Genomic DNA, 18,259 nt, shown 5'->3' with positions numbered 1-18,259 from the left:
TAAATTTCAGCGCATTACTTACTATCAGGATTCAGATTTGGCAATGTGGTTACGTCAACGCTTACAGTGCAACAGCCTGGGGTTTATCCTCGCCAGCGCCTTGTTCTTCACTCTGTTCCAGAACGCGTTATTCCTGCATAAGGCCTGGTCGTATATCAATTTCGATAGCGTCCACAACCTGATCTTCGCCGCCACCATGCCGGTAGTGATTTTCTGCGCACTGAACATTATCTTCAGCCTGCTGACCGTGCCTTTCCTGCGCAAACCACTGATGATTTTCTTCCTCCTTGGCAGCGCTGCCGCGAACTACTTTATGTTCAGCTACGGCGTGGTGATCGACGGCAACATGATGCAAAACGCCTTCGAAACCAACCCGCAAGAGGCGACCGCTCTGTTGACGCCACGCATGGGGTTGTGGCTGGCGCTGCTTGGCATTTTGCCTGCGGTGTTGGTCTGTTTTACCGAGATCCGCATCACCCGCCCGTGGTGGTATATGGCCGGGCTGCGCGCCGCCAACGTGATGCTTTCCGTGGTGGTGATCCTGATTATCGCCGCGCTGTTTTATAAGGATTACGCCTCGCTGATCCGCAACAACAAAAGCGTGGTGAAAATGCTGACGCCGTCGAACTTCGTTTCCGGCACCATCAAATTTACCCAGCAGCGCTATTTCACCCGTAATCTGCCGCTGGTGAAAATCGGCGAAGATGCACGTAAAGGGCCGCTGATCGCCGGGCAACAAAAGAAATCCCTGGTGATCCTGGTTGTAGGTGAAACCGCCCGCGCCGAGAATTTTTCGCTCGGTGGCTACGAACGTGAAACCAACCCGCGCCTGAAGCAAGACAACGTGGTGTACTTTAAGAACGCCAGCTCCTGCGGTACCGAAACGGCGATCTCTGTCCCCTGCATGTTCTCCAATATGCCGCGCAAGGACTACGACGCCACCCTGGCGACTCACCAGGAAGGCATGCTCGACGTGCTTGCGCATGCCGGCGTCAACGTACTTTGGCGTGAAAATGACGGTGGGTGCAAAGGCGCCTGCGATCGCGTACCGCACGTCGACATGACCAAGCTGAAACTGCCGCAGGATTGCGATGGCGACGTCTGTATGGATAACGTGCTGCTGTATAAGCTGAATGACTACATCAACGGCCTGAAAGACGATAGCGTGATCGTGTTGCACCAGATGGGCAGCCACGGGCCGGCCTATTTCCGCCGCAGCACGCCGGAGTTCCAGAAGTTTTCGCCAACCTGCGACAGCAATCAGATCCAGGATTGCACCCATGAGCAGTTGGTAAATACTTATGACAACTCACTGCTTTATACCGACGCCATGCTGGACGACACCATCAAGCTGCTGCAACAGCACAGTGACAAGTTCAATACCGCGCTGGTTTACCTCTCCGATCACGGCGAATCCCTGGGTGAAAATGGCATGTACCTGCACGGTACGCCTTATGTGTTTGCCCCCAGCCAGCAGACCCACGTTCCTTTCCTGATGTGGATGTCCGCTGACTATGAGCGCAACTTCAAGATTGATCGCCAGTGCCTGAACAAGATGGCCGAAAAGGATGAGATCTCGCAAGATAATCTGTTCCATACCCTGCTCGGTATGCTGAACGTGCAAACCCGCGAGTATCAGTCGCAATTGGACATTTTGCAGCACTGCCGCAGCGGGGCATAAAAGCTTAACTTCCGCCCCCTGCTCGGGCAAAATACCCTGCTTCGTAACCGGCGTTTTTGCGCCGGTTTTTTTATTGTTATTGACCTAGACCAATCGGTCTATTATGCTCATCCTCATTATGACGAAACATGCGCACTGCCCCGTAGATACACGTGAACATTTGCTCGCTACCGGCGAGTCCCTTAGCCTGCGCCTGGGTTTTACCGGCATGGGGCTGAGCGAACTGCTGACCACGGCGGGTGTGCCGAAAGGTTCGTTCTATCACTATTTCCGCTCGAAGGAAGCCTTCGGCGAAGGCATGTTGCAGCGTTATTTCGAACACTACGATACTGAAATGCAACGGCTGTTTAGCGACGACAAAAGCGACGCTCGCCACCAGTTGCTGAGTTATTACGCCCAGGCGATCAGCTTCCATTGCCGCAGCGAATGCCATAATGCCTGTTTGGCGGTGAAACTTTCCGCCGAAGTGAGTGACCTGTCGGAACCCATGCGCCACGCGTTGGAAATCGGCACCGCACGGGTAATTGGCCACCTGCAGGATGCCATCGAGCGCGGTATCCGCGAAGGATCGCTGTCGATAGCCATGAGCCCGGCGGCCACCGCAGAAACGCTGTACTCGCTGTGGCTTGGCGCCTCGCTGCGCGCCAAAATCCGCCGTTCGGTCGCCCCGCTGACCAGCGCGCTGGAAAGTATTGAATTGCTGTTGCGCCCGCCGCAGCCGTAAACGCAACACCCGAGCTTTACCGAAAAATTACCCTGTTAGGCAGTGATTTAACCATTACTAGTCGACCGGTCTATTAATATAGGATGCACTATGAAGATTGAAAAATTGTTCTCCCCGCTGAAGGTTGGCTCTGCAACTTTGCCAAACCGCGTGTTTATGGCCCCGCTGACGCGTCTTCGCAGCATTGAGCCTGGCGATATCCCTACTCCGTTGATGGCCGAATATTATGCCCAGCGCGCCAGTGCCGGCCTTATCGTCACCGAAGCCACCCAGATTTCTTTCCAGGCGAAAGGCTATGCCGGCGCTCCGGGGCTGCATACCCCAGAGCAGATCGCCGCGTGGAAAAAGATCACCCAGGCCGTACACGATAAAAACGGCCATATCGCCGTTCAGTTGTGGCATGTGGGCCGTATCTCCCACAACAGCCTGCAACCGGGCCAACAGGCACCGGTAGCCCCTTCCGCGATCAATGCCGACACCCGCACCACCGTGCGTGACGAAACCGGTGCCTGGGTGCGGGTTCCAACCTCGACCCCGCGTGCGCTGGAAACCGAAGAGATCCCGGGCATCATTAACGATTTCCGCCAGGCAAGCGCCAATGCGCGTGAGGCCGGTTTCGACTTTATCGAACTGCACGCGGCCCACGGTTATCTGCTGCACCAGTTCATGTCTCCAGCCTCCAACCAGCGCACCGATCAGTACGGCGGCAGCATCGAAAACCGCACACGTCTGACGCTGGAAGTGGTCGACGCGACCATCGCTGAATGGAGTTCAGAGCATGTCGGCATCCGCATTTCGCCGTTGGGTCCGTTCAATGGCCTGGATAACGGTGAAGATCAGGAAGAAGCGGCACTGTATCTGGTTGAAGAGTTGAACAAGCGCAACATCGCTTTCCTGCACATTTCCGAACCGGACTGGGCTGGTGGCAAACCCTATTCCAACGCCTTCCGCGATTCGGTGCGTGCCCGCTTTAAAGGGGTGATTGTCGGCGCAGGCGCCTACACCGCCGAGAAAGCCGAAGAGCTGATCAACAAAGGCTTTATCGATGCGGTGGCCTTTGGCCGCAGCTATATCGCCAACCCGGATCTGGTCGAGCGTTTCAAACAGAACGCACCACTGAACGAGCCGCAGGCAGAAACCTTCTACGGCGGCGGCGCTGAAGGTTATACCGATTACCCGACGCTGTAAGTGAGATAAAAAGCCCGCCGGTGCGCGAATGCCGGCGGGCTTTTTGCTGTTTATCGACAAAGCCGTTGGGGCTGGTAAAGACGGCTCTTGTCGTACAACGCAAATGAAATTAATGCGTCACCAACGTCGCCCAGCGCGCGATCTCATTGGCATCGACAGTATTCATTATTTCCCGAAACCAAACGGTAAATCTATCCGGGCTCCGTTTTATCTCATCAGTTAATTGCTGAATATCCATCCACAACCAGCTATGGGCTTCTGCAGGATCCCCCAGAGGTTCACCATCAAACAATCCCACGTAAATATGATCGAACTCGTGCTCAATTAAGTCGCCCGGCACCTCTGACCGATAAATGAAGCTGGAGACCTGCTGCAACTCGCTGCTGAACCCCATCTCCTCCTGTAGTCGACGCTGAGCCGCTGCTGCCGTCGTCTCTCCCCAGCGCGGGTGACCACAGCAACTGTTGGTCCATAACCCACCCGAATGATATTTACTGAAAGCTCGTTGTTGCAGCAGTAAACGGCCCTGGCTATCGAAGATAAAAATTGAAAACGCCCGGTGCAACAACCCCTGCTGATGTATCCGCGTTTTCGTTTGCGAGCCGATGGAATTATCATCGGCATCAACCAGAATAAGCATTTCATCCATTGATGGCCTCCTTCGGCAAGATCGATAACTTCGTACTGATAAAAACCTAACCAGACCCAAATTTATCAATTGACGCGATCCAACCCTGGTCTGCTATCAGACCTCGCTCCCCCTTGAGGTGGTTCATAGTACTTATTTCCCTGATTCGAACGACAGCATACTGTGCGGTTATCGTCAGCATAGTCGATGCATAGGTGACGTCGTCACCTTTATTCTCATGCCTTAGCCATGTCGATAAATTGAAATCCCTTATACGGCAACGCTATACTGAGTTTCGCTAAGATCCATTCGCCGTTGACGACGGCACATCCAATCAGAGGAATTATGCGCTTACTCCATACCATGATCCGCGTCGGTGACCTGCAACGCTCCATCGACTTCTATACCAAGGTATTAGGCATGCGCCTGCTGCGTACCAGCGAGAACCCAGAATACAAATACTCGTTGGCATTTGTCGGTTATACCGATGAAAGCGAAGGCGCGGTGATTGAGCTGACCTACAACTGGGGCACCGACAGCTACGAGATGGGCACCGCGTTCGGCCATCTGGCGTTGGGCGTCGACGATGTAGCCACCACCTGCGACAGCATTCGTAATGCCGGCGGCAAAGTGAGCCGTGAAGCCGGGCCGGTCAAGGGCGGCACCACGATTATTGCCTTTGTCGAAGATCCGGACGGTTATAAGATCGAACTGATCGAGAACAAACACGCCGGTCAGGGTCTCGGCCACTGAGACCGATAAGGGGCGCTTTCGGCGCCCTTCTTGTTATGCCTGCGATAACCGCCTGCAACCGGGCGTAAAATTTGCCATAATGCGCGCTGTATTCGATGAAGATAAGAAACTGATGGCCGAAAAAAGTGATCTTAACGCCCTGAGTGGTCGTTTTCGTGGGTTTTATCCCGTAGTGATAGATATAGAAACCGCCGGATTTAATGCCAAAACCGACGCGCTGCTGGAGATTGCCGCCGTTACGTTAAAAATGGACGAAGAAGGCTGGTTGCAGCAGGATGAAACCCTGCACTTTCACGTTGAACCTTTTGAAGGCGCCAACCTGCAACCGGAAGCGCTGGCATTCAACGGTATCGATCCACATAACCCGCTGCGTGGCGCAGTCAGTGAATACGACGCGTTGCACAGCATTTTTAAAGCGGTGCGTAAAGGCATCAAGGATCGTGGCTGTAACCGGGCGATTATCGTGGCGCACAATGCCAACTTTGATCACAGTTTCCTGATGGCCGCAGCAGAGCGCGCAAGCCTGAAGCGCAACCCTTTCCACCCGTTCGCCACCTTTGACACTGCCGCGCTGAGCGGGCTGGTGTTGGGGCAAACCGTGCTGGCCAAAGCCTGCATTGCCGCCGATATTCCGTTCGACAGCACCCAGGCGCATTCGGCCCTGTACGACACCGAACAAACCGCTCAACTGTTCTGCGAGCTGGTTAACCGCTGGAAACGCCTTGGCGGATGGCCGCTGGCCATCGGTAATACCGACTAAGCCACAAATAAATCGGGCGGCCCAGTTTGCACTGGCGCCGCCCGATGTCTTCTTGCAATAAACCCGAGCCGTTATGGCTGCTGGTCTTCTTGCTCTTTGTACTTCTCTGCCGTTTCTTTGATCAGCTGTTGCAATTCGCCGCGCTGATACATTTCGATAATGATATCACAGCCGCCTACCAGCTCACCGTCTACCCACAGCTGTGGGAAAGTCGGCCAGTTGGCGTATTTCGGCAACTCGGAGCGGATGTCCGGATTCTGCAGAATATCAACGTAGGCAAAGCGCTCGCCACAGGCAGACAGCGCCTGCACCGCTTGCGCAGAGAAACCGCAGTTTGGCAATTTCGGTGAACCTTTCATGTACAGCAGAATTGGGTTCTCACCGATCTGCTGCTGAATTTTTTCAATCGTCGTCATTTATTGCTTCCTCAAGCCACATATCATGGCTACAACATGCATCACACTGGCTATTGTAGCGGCTGGAACAGTCGCAAGAAAACGCCATCTTTTGCAAGGGTATTCCCCGTTGCCAATCGCATCTTACCGGCAAAGGCCATTCCGGTTAAAACATACGCTCAGAATAACATTTTTAATCCGACCATTTCACTAATATATTTTTCCGCCTCCTGATCCCCCTTTAATAATTCCAACAGCGGCCAAAGGTGATTTTTTATACACCAACGGATTGATTTTTCGGCAAAAAAAATGCTGTTAACGTTTTCTCACAATATGGATTATCATTTATGAGTTCTTCGCTGTTTTATATGGCGAAATTGGGGAATACTGTCATTCTTTCGATATCTGTTTCGGGGCCAAGGTTGGTAACGTCGACATGCGTTTAATTCTTACGCTTTTTGTGCTGTTGTTTACACAGCTATTCTTAAATCTGGCGCACGCTGCGCCACAGGCGCGTATTGCCGCCGAGCAGCGCAAGAGCCACGTTAATGAAGCTCGGCCGGATGACCGCAAGAAAAAGAAAGCGGCAAAGGTCAGCAAAAAAGTGAAAGTCACTGCTCCGCAAAAAACTGCCAAGGTTTCCAAAGCCAAAACAGAGAAAACCGCTAAAAAGATCGTCAGCGCAAAATCGAAACACCAAACCCAGAAAATAGCCAAGATCAAAGTGACCCCGCCGAAAAAGGGCTACAAAAAAGGCTATGGCCGCCACCGGGAACCCGGTATGGCCACCGCTAAATTGGCTCGCGACGAAAAGCCGCTGAAACTCAGCCCGGCGCACAAAAAACGCTATCAGCACGCCAAGCAAACCGCGATGGCCAAGCTGATGGATCAAATGGGCAAACCTTATCGCTGGGGCGGCACCTCACCAAGAACCGGTTTTGACTGTAGCGGTCTGATTTATTACGCCTATAAAGACGTAGTGAAAATCAAGATGCCGCGTACTGCCAACGAGATGTATCACCTGCGCGACGCGGCGCCGATCAAGAAAAACGAGCTGGAAAGCGGTGACCTGGTGTTCTTCCGTATCAACAACCGTGGCGTGGCCGATCACGTCGGCGTCTATCTGGGCAACGGCAAATTCATTCAGTCACCGCGTACCGGTGAGGAAATCCGTATCAGCCAGTTGGACAACGACTACTGGCAAAACCACTACATTGGCGCCCGCCGTGTGGTAACGCCGAAAACCATTCGATAATCGCCTCCGCGGCTGGCTCTCCCCCCAGCCGCACGCCTCACCGCCTACCTGACCTTAGGCCCTTTCGTCGTTCTCAGACCACAGTTTAACGAAGCCGCATGGAAGACATCCGGGTGTGAGTGAACGGAGCACTTGGGGAAAAATCTGACGTAGCGGCGGGAAAATGCGAACAGGCACAGCGGACTGCGGACTGCGCCTGTGTGACAACCGGGGATCAGTTCAACGCCGCGGTGAAGCTAAAAGCAATAATAACGGCCAGCGCACACACAGTGGTGAACAGTGACATTTTCAGATCGGTATCCATTACAACTCCTTTTCAGACGGGTTATCCCAAGGATAAAAGGCACACAATTAATGCGTCAACCCATTTTCCCACAGTTAGACAATAAAATCTTGTTATCATTTCCCGGTTTATAATACTGATTACCTCTTCCACTTTGGCTCAATATGGGACAAAATTCGCAGTTCACAACTGCGTACCGGCAAAAATGCCCTCCTGACCAAACGCTGACGACTTCAACACACTAAAAACTCAGCTTCGCTTATTTGGAAGAAGGATCTACGCAGGCAAACGATTAACATCACACTTACATGCTGCAACATGTGAGTTCAGGAGTCATTCTTTACATGGCAACGATTAAAGATGTGGCCAAACGCGCTGGCGTTTCCACCACCACCGTTTCGCACGTCATCAATAAGACTCGTTTCGTCGCCGAAGAGACTAAAGCGGCCGTTGCGGCCGCGATCAAAGAGCTGCACTATTCTCCCAGCGCCGTGGCGCGCAGCCTGAAAGTCAATCACACTAAATCTATCGGTCTGCTGGCTACCTCCAGCGAAGCGCCCTATTTCGCCGAAGTGATCGAGGCGGTGGAAAACAGCTGTTACAGCAAAGGCTATACGCTGATCCTGTGTAACTCGCACAATAACCTGGACAAGCAACGCGCTTATCTGGCGATGCTGGCGCAAAAACGCGTCGATGGCCTGCTGGTGATGTGCTCTGAATACCCGGATCAATTGCTGGGGATGCTGGAAGATTACCGTAACATCCCGATGGTGGTCATGGACTGGGGCGCAGCGCGCGGTGATTTTACCGATACCATTATCGACAACGCCTTCGAAGGCGGTTATCTGGCCGGCCGCTATCTGATCGAGCGTGGCCACCGTGAGATTGGCGCCATTCCGGGCCAATTAGCGCGCAATACCGGCGGCGGCCGCCATCAGGGCTTTTTAAAAGCCATGGAAGAAGCCAATATCGAGGTACGCGACGAGTGGATTGTACAGGGTGACTTCGAACCGGAATCCGGCTACAAGGCCATGCACCAGATATTATCGCAGAAACAGCGCCCGACGGCGGTATTCTGCGGCGGCGACATCATGGCAATGGGTGCTATTTGCGCCGCTGATGAGCTGGGGTTACGCGTACCGCAGGATATTTCCGTTATTGGTTACGATAATGTGCGCAACGCCCGCTATTTCACGCCGGCACTGACGACCATCCATCAGCCCAAAGAGCGTTTGGGCGAGATGGCGTTCACCATGCTGCTGGATCGCATCATCAGCAAGCGTGAAGAATCGCAAGTCATTGAAGTACATCCGAAGCTGGTTGAACGCCGCTCGGTCGCCGACGGTCCCTTCATCGATTACCGCCGCTAGTCGCCAGCGCCGGGAGCCAAGGCGGTTTCCGGCGTCACTTCGCTTAACCATTCCTGATTCAAGGTTTCGCTATCCCCCAGATAATCAAGCAGCCAGGCCATCGCCGGCGATGGGGTATTCTGCTGCCAGGTCAGGCAGCATGGGCTGGCGGGAAATGGCTGTTGCAGTTGCAGCGCCACCAACTCGCCACGCTGCACCAACGGCAGCACCTGATGCGCAGGCATCATGCCGACGCACAACCCAGCACACAGACAATCCACCGCAGAGGCCCAATCCGGCACCACCAGCCGCCGTTGATTGTCCAGCGTCCAGGTAACCCGCTTGGGCAGATTGCGTGACGTATCCTCCAGACACAGCGAAGGGAAAGGCCGGAGCTGATCATCATTCAGCAGGCCATCCAACCCCGCTAATGGATGCTGTGGGCTGGCGACACACAACCAACGCATGTCGCCCATGTCGCGAAAGGCAAAACCACCGCCAACCGGCACCGCCCGCGTAGCGCCGATCGCCATATCGGCGCGTCCATCCACCAGCGCATCCCATACGCCGTTAAACACTTCGGGTTGGACCAACAGCTCGACATCGGGGAAATGGCGGTAAAAATCCAGCACCAGCTGACGGCAGCGCTGCGGTTTGACGATGATATCCACCGCGATTTTTAATTGACCACGCCAACCATTGGCCACCTGCTGGCACTGTCTGCGAGTGTCGAGCATTTTTTTGATGACACCGCGCGCTTCCTGAATAAACAGCGTGCCGGCCGGCGTCAGTTCTACATCGCGATGACGCCGTTCAAATAGCGGTACCGCCAGCCATTGTTCCAGTTGCCGCACAGTATAGCTAACCGCCGAAGGCACCCGGTGCAGTTCCTGCGCCGCCGCGCTGAAGCTGCCGGTGCGGGCGACCGCGTCCACTACATCAAGCGAATATTCAGACCACATGGTTTTTGCCTTCAATTTTTTTAACAGCACTTCGCAAATATTACCGTTTCACAAGCAGAGATCCAGCCAGATACACTTGCCGGCGCTAAAAACCTGCGACAATAAAATATTAATGAGAAATACCATGCGAAATTCCTTTGGTTTTATGTTCTATCTTGCCGGCCTGAGCATGCTGGGTTACCTGGCCACCGACATGTATCTGCCCGCCTTTGGCGTCATGCAGCAAGACCTGCAAATTTCCGCCGGTGCAATCAGCGCCAGCCTGAGCATTTTCCTGGCCGGTTTTGCCTTTGCTCAACTGCTCTGGGGACCACTCTCCGATAATTTGGGCCGTAAACCCGTGCTGCTGATTGGCCTGGCATTATTTGCCCTGGGCTGCCTTGGCATGCTGTGGGTGCAAAATGCCGTCCAATTGTGGTCGCTGCGCTTTATCCAGGCGATCGGTGTGTGCTCAGCCGCCGTCACCTGGCAGGCATTGGTCATTGACCGCTACCGTGAAGGCAAGGCCAACCGCGTATTCGCCACCATTATGCCGCTGGTGGCACTTTCGCCTGCGCTGGCGCCGCTGGTCGGTGCCTGGCTGTTGAACCACATGGGATGGCGGGCCATTTTCGCCGTGCTGCTGGGTATCACCGTCATTTTGCTGCTGCCGACGCTGTTACTGAAGGAAAGCGCCAAAAGCGCGCCATTGGCCACTCAGAAAAACACCCTGAGTTTCTTCCAACTGCTGAAGTCGCCGGTATTCAGCGGTAACGTCACCATTTTTGCCGCCTGCTCTGCCGGCTTTTTTGCCTGGCTCACCGGTTCGCCGTTTATTCTTGGCGATATGGGCTACAGCCCCAATGATATAGGCCTGAGCTATGTGCCGCAGACGCTGGCTTTCTTATTGGGCGGTTACGGTTGCCGTACGGCATTAAACCGCATGAATGGCAACACCCTGCTGCCATGGCTGCTGGTAGGTTATGGCATTAGTATGGTGGCGTTATATCTGGTGGCGACATTGACCGAACCCACGCTCACCACGTTGCTGATTCCATTCTGCCTGATGGCGCTGGTCAACGGAGCCTGCTACCCGATCGTAGTGGCGAATGCGTTGATGCCGTTCCCGGAAGGCACCGGTAAAGCCGCAGCGCTGCAAAATACCCTGCAATTGGGCCTGTGCTTTGTAGCGAGCCTATTGGTTTCGGCCTTTATAGCCCAACCGCTGTTGGCAACGGTAACGGTGATGGTTTCAACGGTGGTCTTAGCCGCGTTGGGGTACATGTTGCAACGGGGAAAAGTGATCGATAATTCGCAGGCAGGGCGACAGGAACATGCTAACTCTGCGTCATAATTACCTGCACTAATAATCACTTAAAGAATATTTTTGCCGAGTGCGATTTACGGTTGAGTAAGCGCCTCGGCAAGCCTATACTCAAAACGACCTTTTAAAATAACACTTTTATAGTCTTATTATCACAAGTAGCTGTTGTGTACGCGTATGGCGTCACACTTTTTTAAGGATTTGTTTATCCGCGCCTATTGCGCTGGAGCCTTCTTAAAATTTTCCTCTGTTCATAGTCGGATATCAGACGCCACGGTGACTCTTCACCGTAGGTATACATATGCGCCCGCAGAAATTGTCTAAGCTATTTTCTGGCGGGTCATAAGTCAGAAGAAGGTGATGGAGAAGCTATGAGTTCATCGTGTATAGAAGATGTGAGCATTCAGGACAACCCATGGTACCGTATCGCTCATGAAATGCTCAGTATGGCCGGTATAGAAATAAACGGCTCACGTCCTTTCGATATTCAGATTAAAAATCCTGATTTTTTTAAACGCGTGTTGCGGGAAGGTTCTCTCGGCCTGGGCGAAAGCTATATGGATGGTTGGTGGGAATGTGAACGGCTGGATATATTCTTTCAACACGTAGTCGGCGCTGGCCTGGAAAAGAAACTCCCCCACCATGTGAAAGATATCCTGCGTATTGCCGCCGCGCGATTAATCAATTTGCAATCGAAGAAACGTGCCTGGATTGTCGGCAAAGAGCATTACGATCTGGGAAACGATCTGTTTACGCTGATGCTCGATCCCTATATGCAATATTCCTGCGCCTATTGGAAAGAGGCAACCACGCTGGAGCAAGCGCAGGAAGCCAAGCTGCGAATGATTTGCGAGAAACTGCAGTTGCAGCCGGGCATGAAATTGCTGGATATCGGCTGCGGTTGGGGCGGCCTTTCCGCCTTTGCAGCGAAAAACTATGGCGTTTCCGTAGTGGGCGTAACCATTTCCGCCGAACAGCAAAAGCTGGCACAGGAGCGCTGCGCCGGGCTGGACGTTGAAATTCTGCTGAAGGACTACCGCGATCTGCACCAGCAGTTTGATCGCATTGCCTCCGTCGGCATGTTTGAGCACGTTGGCCCTAAAAATTATCGCACCTACTTCAAGGTGGTGGCGCGTAATTTAAAACCGGATGGCCTTTTCCTGCTGCACACCATTGGCTCGAACCGGACAGATATGAATGTTGACCCGTGGATCAACAAATATATCTTCCCGAATGGCTGCCTGCCTTCAGTCACACAGATAGCCAAAGCCAGCGAGGGACGTTTCGTGATGGAAGATTGGCATAATATTGGTGCCGATTATGATCGCACGCTGATGGTCTGGTACGAGCGTTTCAGACAGGCATGGCCGCAACTGGCCCAGCGTTATTCCGAACGTTTCGAACGTATGTTCAGTTATTATCTGAACGCCTGTGCAGGTGCGTTTCGCGCGCGCGATATTCAATTGTGGCAGGTGGTATTCAGCCCGAAAGGCATTGAAGGCGGTATCCGCGTCCCGCGCTGATTAATGCCATGTCATAACGAAACGCCCCCGGTTTTTACCGGGGGGCGTTTTATATTATTCGCTAACCAATGGCCGATCAGCCGCAATAAACCCGAATGATTTTATCATCGCTGTCGCCCAGGAAGTTCAGACGACGCAGGTTAAAGTCCATAGTCACGGCCGAATTGTACGGAATAGCGCGTACCTGAGATTCAATCTGAACGCCTTCCAGCGCCGACATCGGTTTACCGACGTAACTCTGGTATTGCGCGGCACCGCAGGTATCACTTTCTGCATCAACGGCCTGATTGGCCGCACCCTGCTCAGGTGAACTGCTACAGGCACTCAGCGCCAGCAGCGCCGTTAACATCAACGTTTTCCCATAAAACTTCACGCGGTTGCTCCTCTGTGGTTATTGTCCGTCAGATCTTCTGCGCCAGCACGCTCGCCGTCGCCATTGCCGCTTCGCGGCTCGCCAACACCCGCTCAACGGTGTCTACCACCGCCTGCGTTTGTGGATCAATCTCAATATTCACCTTGTCGCCCAGGCGTTTTTTACCCAGCGTGGTGCGGTCAAGCGTTTCCGGGATCAGGTGCACGCAGAAACGGTTATTCACCACCTCTCCGATCGTCAGGCTAATACCGTCAATGCCAATAAAACCTTTATGCAGAACGTATTTCATCAGTTCAGCATCCGGCATGCGCAGCCATACCTGACGATTATTTTCGGAGGTATAAATCTTGGCGACTTCCGCCGTGCAGATAATATGGCCGGACATCAGGTGGCCGCCAATTTCATCGTTGAATTTGGCCGCCCTTTCGATATTGACCACGTCCCCCAAAGCCAGCTCGCCAAGATTGGTCAGGCGCAACGTTTCTTTGATCAGATCAAAACTGACGCGGTTGCCTTCCACCGCGGTGACGGTCAGGCAGCAGCCGTTATGGGACACCGACGCGCCGAGCTCCAGCCCAGGCAACAGTTCCGCAGGCATCTCTATGACGTGGGTACGGAAGTTGGATTTTTCATCAATGGCGACCAGCGGCGCGGTGCCTTGTACGATACCGGTGAACATGTGAGCCTCTTCTTTCTGAAAATGTTTAAAGCACTTGGGGCAGTTTGCCCCAGTTGGCGTGGAAAACCAAACCCGGGGAGGCAAAAAATCCGCGCCTGCGCATTTAATAACTATTTCGTCACAACATTTGCTTAACGACGCCGAGCGCGTACAATCTTTTTGACAAAATTCCGCTATTTTTAATTGTTGTCATTTCGCGACGACCCTCCTCTCAATCATAAATAAATAGAAAAGGTGTATGCGTGCAGAAGTACTTCATTGAAGCGCGTAGTTTATTGGCCCTCGCAATTCCGGTAATCATCGCGCAAATATCGCAAACCGCAATGGGCGTGGTCGATACCATTATGGCCGGTGCTTATAGCGCCACGGATATGGCCGCCGTCGCCGTCGGCACCTCTATCTGGTTGCCGGCCATTCTGTTCGGCCACGGCCTGCTGCTGGCGCTAACCCCGGTGATCGCGCAGCTTAACGGCGCCGGCCGCCGCGACCGCATCGCTCATCAGGTACGCCAGGGGTTTTGGTTGGCTTTTGCGGTCTCTGTCCTGATCATTTTCGTGCTGTATAACAGCAAGTTCGTGATCGACATGATGCACAATATCGATCCGCAACTGGCGGATAAAGCCGTTGGCTACCTGCATGCCATCATGTGGGGCGCACCGGGCTATCTGTTCTTCCAGGTGCTGCGTGGCCAGTGTGAAGGACTGTCGAAAACCAAACCCGGCATGGTGATTGGCTTTCTCGGGCTGCTGGTCAATATCCCGATTAACTATATTTTCATCTACGGCAAGTTCGGTATGCCTGAGCTGGGCGGCGTCGGTTGCGGCGTGGCGACCGGCAGCGTCTACTGGTTCATGTTCCTGGCTATGCGCTGGTATGTAAAACGCGCACCATCGCAGCGTGACATCCTACCGCATGAAGGCAGCAACCGCAGCCCGGATTGGCCGGCGATGAAACGCCTCATCGGCATCGGTCTGCCGGTGGCGTTGGCGCTGTTTTTTGAGGTGACGCTGTTCGCCATCGTCGCCCTGCTGGTCTCGCCGCTCGGTATCGTTTCCGTGGCCGGGCATCAGATTGCGCTGAACTTCAGCGCGTTGATGTTCGTGTTGCCACTGTCGCTCGGCGTCAGCGCCACCATTCGCGTCGGCTATCGGCTAGGTGAAGGTTCGGTCGAAGGCGCACGGGTAGCCGCCTATGCGGCTATCGGCGTCGGCATCCTGATGGCCTGCTGCACCGCGCTGTTTACCGCCACTTTCCGCGAACAAATCGCTCTGTTATATAACGACAGCCCGGCGGTAGTGGCCATGGCGTCGCACCTGATGTTGCTGGCGGCCATTTATCAGATTTCCGATTCGATTCAGGTGATCGGTAGCGGTATTCTGCGCGGTTATAAAGATACCCGGTCAATCTTCTTCATCACCTTTATCGCTTATTGGGTGTTGGGTCTGCCGAGCGGCTACGTACTGGCGCTAACCGATGTCCTGGTGCCGGCGATGGGGCCAAGCGGCTTCTGGATTGGTTTTATCATCGGCCTGACCTTTGCGGCCATCATGATGGCCGCGCGCATGCGCTGGCTGCAAAAACAGCCCGCTGCGTTGATCTTGCAGCGTTCCGCCCGCTAAGTTTCGCCACCGGCCGGTTTGTTCAGCCGCCGGTGGCTTCTTCGCCCGTGTTTGCGGAAAAAACAGCCGCACTGCACATAAGCTCAGCAATCGTGTGAAATACCGGATAAAATTACGTTTTTCTCCTTGCCAGCACGCAGGTAGCTCGTTAATATTCGTCCCCGCTGTCAGCCATGACAGACAGGAAAAGATGCGTCCGTAGCTCAGTTGGTTAGAGCACCACCTTGACATGGTGGGGGTCGGTGGTTCGAGTCCACTCGGACGCACCAAATTCCTAAAGCAGTACAGTGCGTCCGTAGCTCAGTTGGTTAGAGCACCACCTTGACATGGTGGGGGTCGGTGGTTCGAGTCCACTCGGACGCACCAAATTACTAAAGCAGTGCAGTGCGTCCGTAGCTCAGTTGGTTAGAGCACCACCTTGACATGGTGGGGGTCGGTGGTTCGAGTCCACTCGGACGCACCAAATCGTTATTTCCTCATGTTTGTCCTTTCTTCGACATTTCCATTGCCCTGATCTGCCCATGCGATTCCCGAACGTTACTTCTGTAACCGCTAGCCGTATCCGAATATCATCATGGCGAACACCTTTTACAGGACAGGTTTAATGCTGACATTTACCGCAGAAACTCCGTTTGAAACACTCGACAACGGCCTCATCCGCCGACAAGGCATAATGAGCGATGGCGCCCGTGCTACAGAAGTCAAATTCGGGGCCGGCACCTTCGGGCAACTGCAAAAACGAGCATACTCATTGCAAACACGGGTCGTTTCCGGTGAGTTTGAATTCACCGTTGGCAGTGATACTCAGGTGGTGGTGGCCGGGGAAACTATCGCCATTCCCGCCAATATCGCCAGCGGATGCTTCTGCCTGACTGCCGGAACCCTGCTGGAAATCACCACGGCAGATTGATTGCCTCCATTGTGGCGTTCACAGTAAGGTTATTTGCGCAACAAACACCTGCTGGTGATTTGCATTTGCGCCACATTTGCTGCTGATTTGACGGATCCGCCGCCGAACACCGGTTTTTTATTTTGTTTCCCGTCGCTTAGCCTTTATAATGCGCAACGTCTTTCAGTTGAATGGTTTCAGCCCTTGATCTGCGAAAACGCAATAACAACACATTTTCATCTCATCATGTTGCGCAGCATCCCTACGCCCCGGCGCGGGCTGAATTTTTACACCCCATTTCAACTCTGGTCACCTATCCTTAACTGTGTTTTGCACCACCAGGCGCGACTCAAATTCCATACCGGTGGCCTGGCCGCTGGTTTTATTCGTTTTTTATCCATCACAACTTGTAGAAAACTCCGTCATGAAAAAGACCAAAATTGTTTGTACCATCGGTCCAAAAACCGAATCGGAAGAAATGCTGACCAACCTGCTCAATGCAGGCATGAACGTAATGCGCCTCAACTTCTCCCACGGCGATTATGAAGAACATGGCAACCGCATCAAGAACATGCGCGCCGTGATCGCGAAAACCGGCAAAAACGCCGGTATCCTGCTGGATACCAAAGGCCCGGAAATCCGCACCATGAAGTTGGAAGGCGGTAAAGACGCGGCGCTGGTTGCCGGCCAGACCTTCACTTTCACCACCGATCAAAGCATTATCGGCAATAACGAACGCGTTGCGGTCACCTACGCCGGTTTCTCCGCCGATCTGAAAATCGGCAATACCGTGCTGGTTGACGATGGCCTGATCGGCATGGAAGTCACTAACGTGACCGAAAACGAAGTGATCTGTAAGGTACTGAACAGCGGCGATCTGGGCGAAAACAAAGGCGTTAACCTGCCGGGCGTTTCCATCCAACTGCCTGCATTGGCGGAAAAAGACAAACGCGACCTGATTTTCGGCTGTGAACAAGGTGTCGACTTCGTTGCCGCGTCCTTTATCCGCAAACGCTCCGACGTGCTGGAAATCCGCGAACATCTGAAAGCCCACGGCGGCGCGCAGATTCAGATCATCTCCAAAATTGAAAACCAGGAAGGCCTGAACAATTTCGACGAGATCCTCGAAGCCTCTGACGGCATCATGGTAGCTCGTGGCGATCTGGGCGTAGAAATCCCGGTAGAAGAAGTGATCTTCGCTCAGAAGATGATGATCGAAAAATGTAATCGCGCACGTAAAGTGGTGATCACCGCCACCCAAATGCTGGATTCGATGATCAAGAACCCGCGCCCTACCCGTGCTGAAGCCGGCGACGTGGCGAACGCCATTCTGGACGGTACCGACGCCGTTATGCTGTCAGGCGAGAGCGCCAAGGGCAAATACCCGCTGGAAGCCGTGACCATTATGGCCACCATCTGCGAGCGCACCGATCGCGTGATGCCGAGCCGTATTGACAGCCTGAACGACAACCGCAAACTGCGCATCACCGAAGCCGTCTGCCGTGGCGCCGTTGAAACCGCAGAAAAACTGGATGCGCCATTGATTGTGGTTGCCACCAGCGGCGGTAAATCAGCCAAATCCGTGCGTAAATACTTCCCTAACGCCGTGATCCTGGCGCTGACCACCAACGAAGTCACCGCTCGCCAATTGATCCTGACCAAAGGCGTTACGCCGCAAATGGTCAAAGAAATCGCCTCTACCGACGACTTCTATCGCATTGGCAAAGAAGCTGCGCTGGCCAGCGGCCTGGCGCAAAAAGGCGACGTTGTGGTGATGGTTTCTGGCGCTCTGGTACCGAGCGGCACCACCAATACTGCCTCGGTTCACGTGCTGTAATATAAAACGTGACATAATTGTCTTGACCAAAACGCCGCTTAGCGGCGTTTTTTTTAGC

18 protein-coding genes and 3 tRNA genes are annotated in these 18,259 nt (G+C 53.7%); 15 read left to right on the top strand and 6 right to left on the bottom strand.

What is annotated here, in order from left to right; all coding sequences use genetic code 11:
• Window positions 1–43 precede the first annotated feature (43 nt).
• From eptA to SERAS12_RS10780, 3 genes are all read left to right on the top strand, one after another.
• Entirely contained in the window at window positions 44–1,681 is a 1,638-nt protein-coding gene (gene eptA / locus SERAS12_RS10790; RefSeq protein WP_013812682.1) for a phosphoethanolamine transferase EptA, read from the top strand.
• A gap of 103 nt (window positions 1,682–1,784) precedes the next feature.
• A complete protein-coding gene (locus tag SERAS12_RS10785) occupies window positions 1,785–2,405 on the top strand; it encodes a TetR/AcrR family transcriptional regulator (RefSeq protein ID WP_013812681.1) in 621 nt (206 codons plus the stop codon).
• 90 nt (window positions 2,406–2,495) lie between these two features.
• Window positions 2,496–3,593 (top strand): alkene reductase, encoded by a 1,098-nt coding sequence (locus SERAS12_RS10780; RefSeq protein ID WP_013812680.1) that lies wholly within the window; start codon window positions 2,496–2,498, stop codon window positions 3,591–3,593.
• Between the two features lie 109 nt (window positions 3,594–3,702).
• On the opposite strand, the gene idi is transcribed toward SERAS12_RS10780, so the two are convergent.
• Complete coding sequence (idi, locus tag SERAS12_RS10775) at window positions 3,703–4,242, bottom strand: isopentenyl-diphosphate Delta-isomerase (protein ID WP_013812679.1); 540 nt, start codon at window positions 4,240–4,242, stop codon at window positions 3,703–3,705.
• 324 nt (window positions 4,243–4,566) lie between these two features.
• Between idi and gloA the strand changes: the two genes are divergently transcribed.
• Window positions 4,567–4,974 carry a lactoylglutathione lyase gene (gene gloA / locus SERAS12_RS10770; protein WP_013812678.1) on the top strand — a complete coding sequence of 136 codons (408 nt, stop codon included), beginning with the start codon at window positions 4,567–4,569 and terminating at the stop codon, window positions 4,972–4,974.
• A gap of 79 nt (window positions 4,975–5,053) precedes the next feature.
• Window positions 5,054–5,734, top strand: a complete 681-nt coding sequence (gene rnt / locus SERAS12_RS10765; RefSeq protein WP_013812677.1) for a ribonuclease T — start codon at window positions 5,054–5,056, stop codon at window positions 5,732–5,734.
• 71 nt (window positions 5,735–5,805) lie between these two features.
• Here the strand turns inward: rnt and SERAS12_RS10760 are convergent, their stop codons facing one another.
• Window positions 5,806–6,150 (bottom strand): Grx4 family monothiol glutaredoxin, encoded by a 345-nt coding sequence (locus tag SERAS12_RS10760; RefSeq protein WP_013812676.1) that lies wholly within the window; start codon window positions 6,148–6,150, stop codon window positions 5,806–5,808.
• Window positions 6,151–6,565: 415 nt separating this feature from the next.
• Between SERAS12_RS10760 and SERAS12_RS10755 the strand changes: the two genes are divergently transcribed.
• Window positions 6,566–7,384 carry a C40 family peptidase gene (locus tag SERAS12_RS10755; RefSeq protein ID WP_013812675.1) on the top strand — a complete coding sequence of 273 codons (819 nt, stop codon included), beginning with the start codon at window positions 6,566–6,568 and terminating at the stop codon, window positions 7,382–7,384.
• A gap of 214 nt (window positions 7,385–7,598) precedes the next feature.
• Here the strand turns inward: SERAS12_RS10755 and SERAS12_RS26215 are convergent, their stop codons facing one another.
• The gene (locus tag SERAS12_RS26215; RefSeq protein WP_004943739.1) at window positions 7,599–7,688 is read right to left on the bottom strand and encodes a YnhF family membrane protein; all 90 of its coding nucleotides are present in this window, start codon (window positions 7,686–7,688) and stop codon (window positions 7,599–7,601) included.
• A 323-nt stretch (window positions 7,689–8,011) separates the two neighbouring features.
• Between SERAS12_RS26215 and purR the strand changes: the two genes are divergently transcribed.
• Window positions 8,012–9,037, top strand: coding sequence for an HTH-type transcriptional repressor PurR (gene purR, locus SERAS12_RS10750; RefSeq protein WP_004943736.1), 1,026 nt, complete (start codon window positions 8,012–8,014; stop codon window positions 9,035–9,037).
• Here purR and punR read toward each other — a convergent pair.
• Window positions 9,034–9,978 carry a DNA-binding transcriptional activator PunR gene (punR, locus tag SERAS12_RS10745; RefSeq protein ID WP_013812674.1) on the bottom strand — a complete coding sequence of 315 codons (945 nt, stop codon included), beginning with the start codon at window positions 9,976–9,978 and terminating at the stop codon, window positions 9,034–9,036. The two genes, purR and punR, sit on opposite strands and share 4 nt — an antisense overlap.
• Before the next feature lie 124 nt (window positions 9,979–10,102).
• Between punR and punC the strand changes: the two genes are divergently transcribed.
• Window positions 10,103–11,311 (top strand): purine nucleoside transporter PunC, encoded by a 1,209-nt coding sequence (gene punC, locus SERAS12_RS10740; RefSeq protein ID WP_013812673.1) that lies wholly within the window; start codon window positions 10,103–10,105, stop codon window positions 11,309–11,311.
• Window positions 11,312–11,652: 341 nt separating this feature from the next.
• On the top strand, window positions 11,653–12,804 hold the full coding sequence (cfa, locus tag SERAS12_RS10735) for a cyclopropane fatty acyl phospholipid synthase (protein WP_013812672.1): 1,152 nt from the start codon (window positions 11,653–11,655) through the stop codon (window positions 12,802–12,804).
• Between the two features lie 76 nt (window positions 12,805–12,880).
• Here the strand turns inward: cfa and SERAS12_RS10730 are convergent, their stop codons facing one another.
• Window positions 12,881–13,177, bottom strand: a complete 297-nt coding sequence (locus SERAS12_RS10730; RefSeq protein ID WP_013812671.1) for an I78 family peptidase inhibitor — start codon at window positions 13,175–13,177, stop codon at window positions 12,881–12,883.
• Between the two features lie 28 nt (window positions 13,178–13,205).
• Window positions 13,206–13,856 carry a riboflavin synthase gene (locus SERAS12_RS10725; RefSeq protein WP_013812670.1) on the bottom strand — a complete coding sequence of 217 codons (651 nt, stop codon included), beginning with the start codon at window positions 13,854–13,856 and terminating at the stop codon, window positions 13,206–13,208.
• A 242-nt stretch (window positions 13,857–14,098) separates the two neighbouring features.
• Here SERAS12_RS10725 and SERAS12_RS10720 point away from each other — a divergent pair, with 242 nt between their 5' ends.
• The 6 genes from SERAS12_RS10720 to pykF all read left to right on the top strand — a co-directional run bounded on the left by SERAS12_RS10720 (window position 14,099) and on the right by pykF (window position 18,201).
• Complete coding sequence (locus SERAS12_RS10720; protein WP_013812669.1) at window positions 14,099–15,475, top strand: MATE family efflux transporter; 1,377 nt, start codon at window positions 14,099–14,101, stop codon at window positions 15,473–15,475.
• A 192-nt stretch (window positions 15,476–15,667) separates the two neighbouring features.
• Window positions 15,668–15,744, top strand: a tRNA-Val gene (locus SERAS12_RS10715).
• Window positions 15,745–15,764: 20 nt separating this feature from the next.
• Window positions 15,765–15,841: transfer RNA gene (locus tag SERAS12_RS10710), tRNA-Val, on the top strand.
• A gap of 20 nt (window positions 15,842–15,861) precedes the next feature.
• Window positions 15,862–15,938 (top strand) — tRNA-Val (locus SERAS12_RS10705).
• A gap of 141 nt (window positions 15,939–16,079) precedes the next feature.
• Window positions 16,080–16,385 (top strand): cupin, encoded by a 306-nt coding sequence (locus SERAS12_RS10700; protein WP_013812668.1) that lies wholly within the window; start codon window positions 16,080–16,082, stop codon window positions 16,383–16,385.
• A gap of 403 nt (window positions 16,386–16,788) precedes the next feature.
• A complete protein-coding gene (gene pykF / locus SERAS12_RS10695) occupies window positions 16,789–18,201 on the top strand; it encodes a pyruvate kinase PykF (protein ID WP_013812667.1) in 1,413 nt (470 codons plus the stop codon).
• The last annotated feature ends 58 nt before the right edge of the window (window positions 18,202–18,259 follow it).

Origin of the sequence: Serratia sp. AS12 (assembly GCF_000214195.1) — a bacterium.
Classification (GTDB): Bacteria; Pseudomonadota; Gammaproteobacteria; order Enterobacterales; family Enterobacteriaceae; genus Serratia; species Serratia plymuthica.
This window is presented reverse-complemented; position numbering and strand designations above follow the sequence as displayed.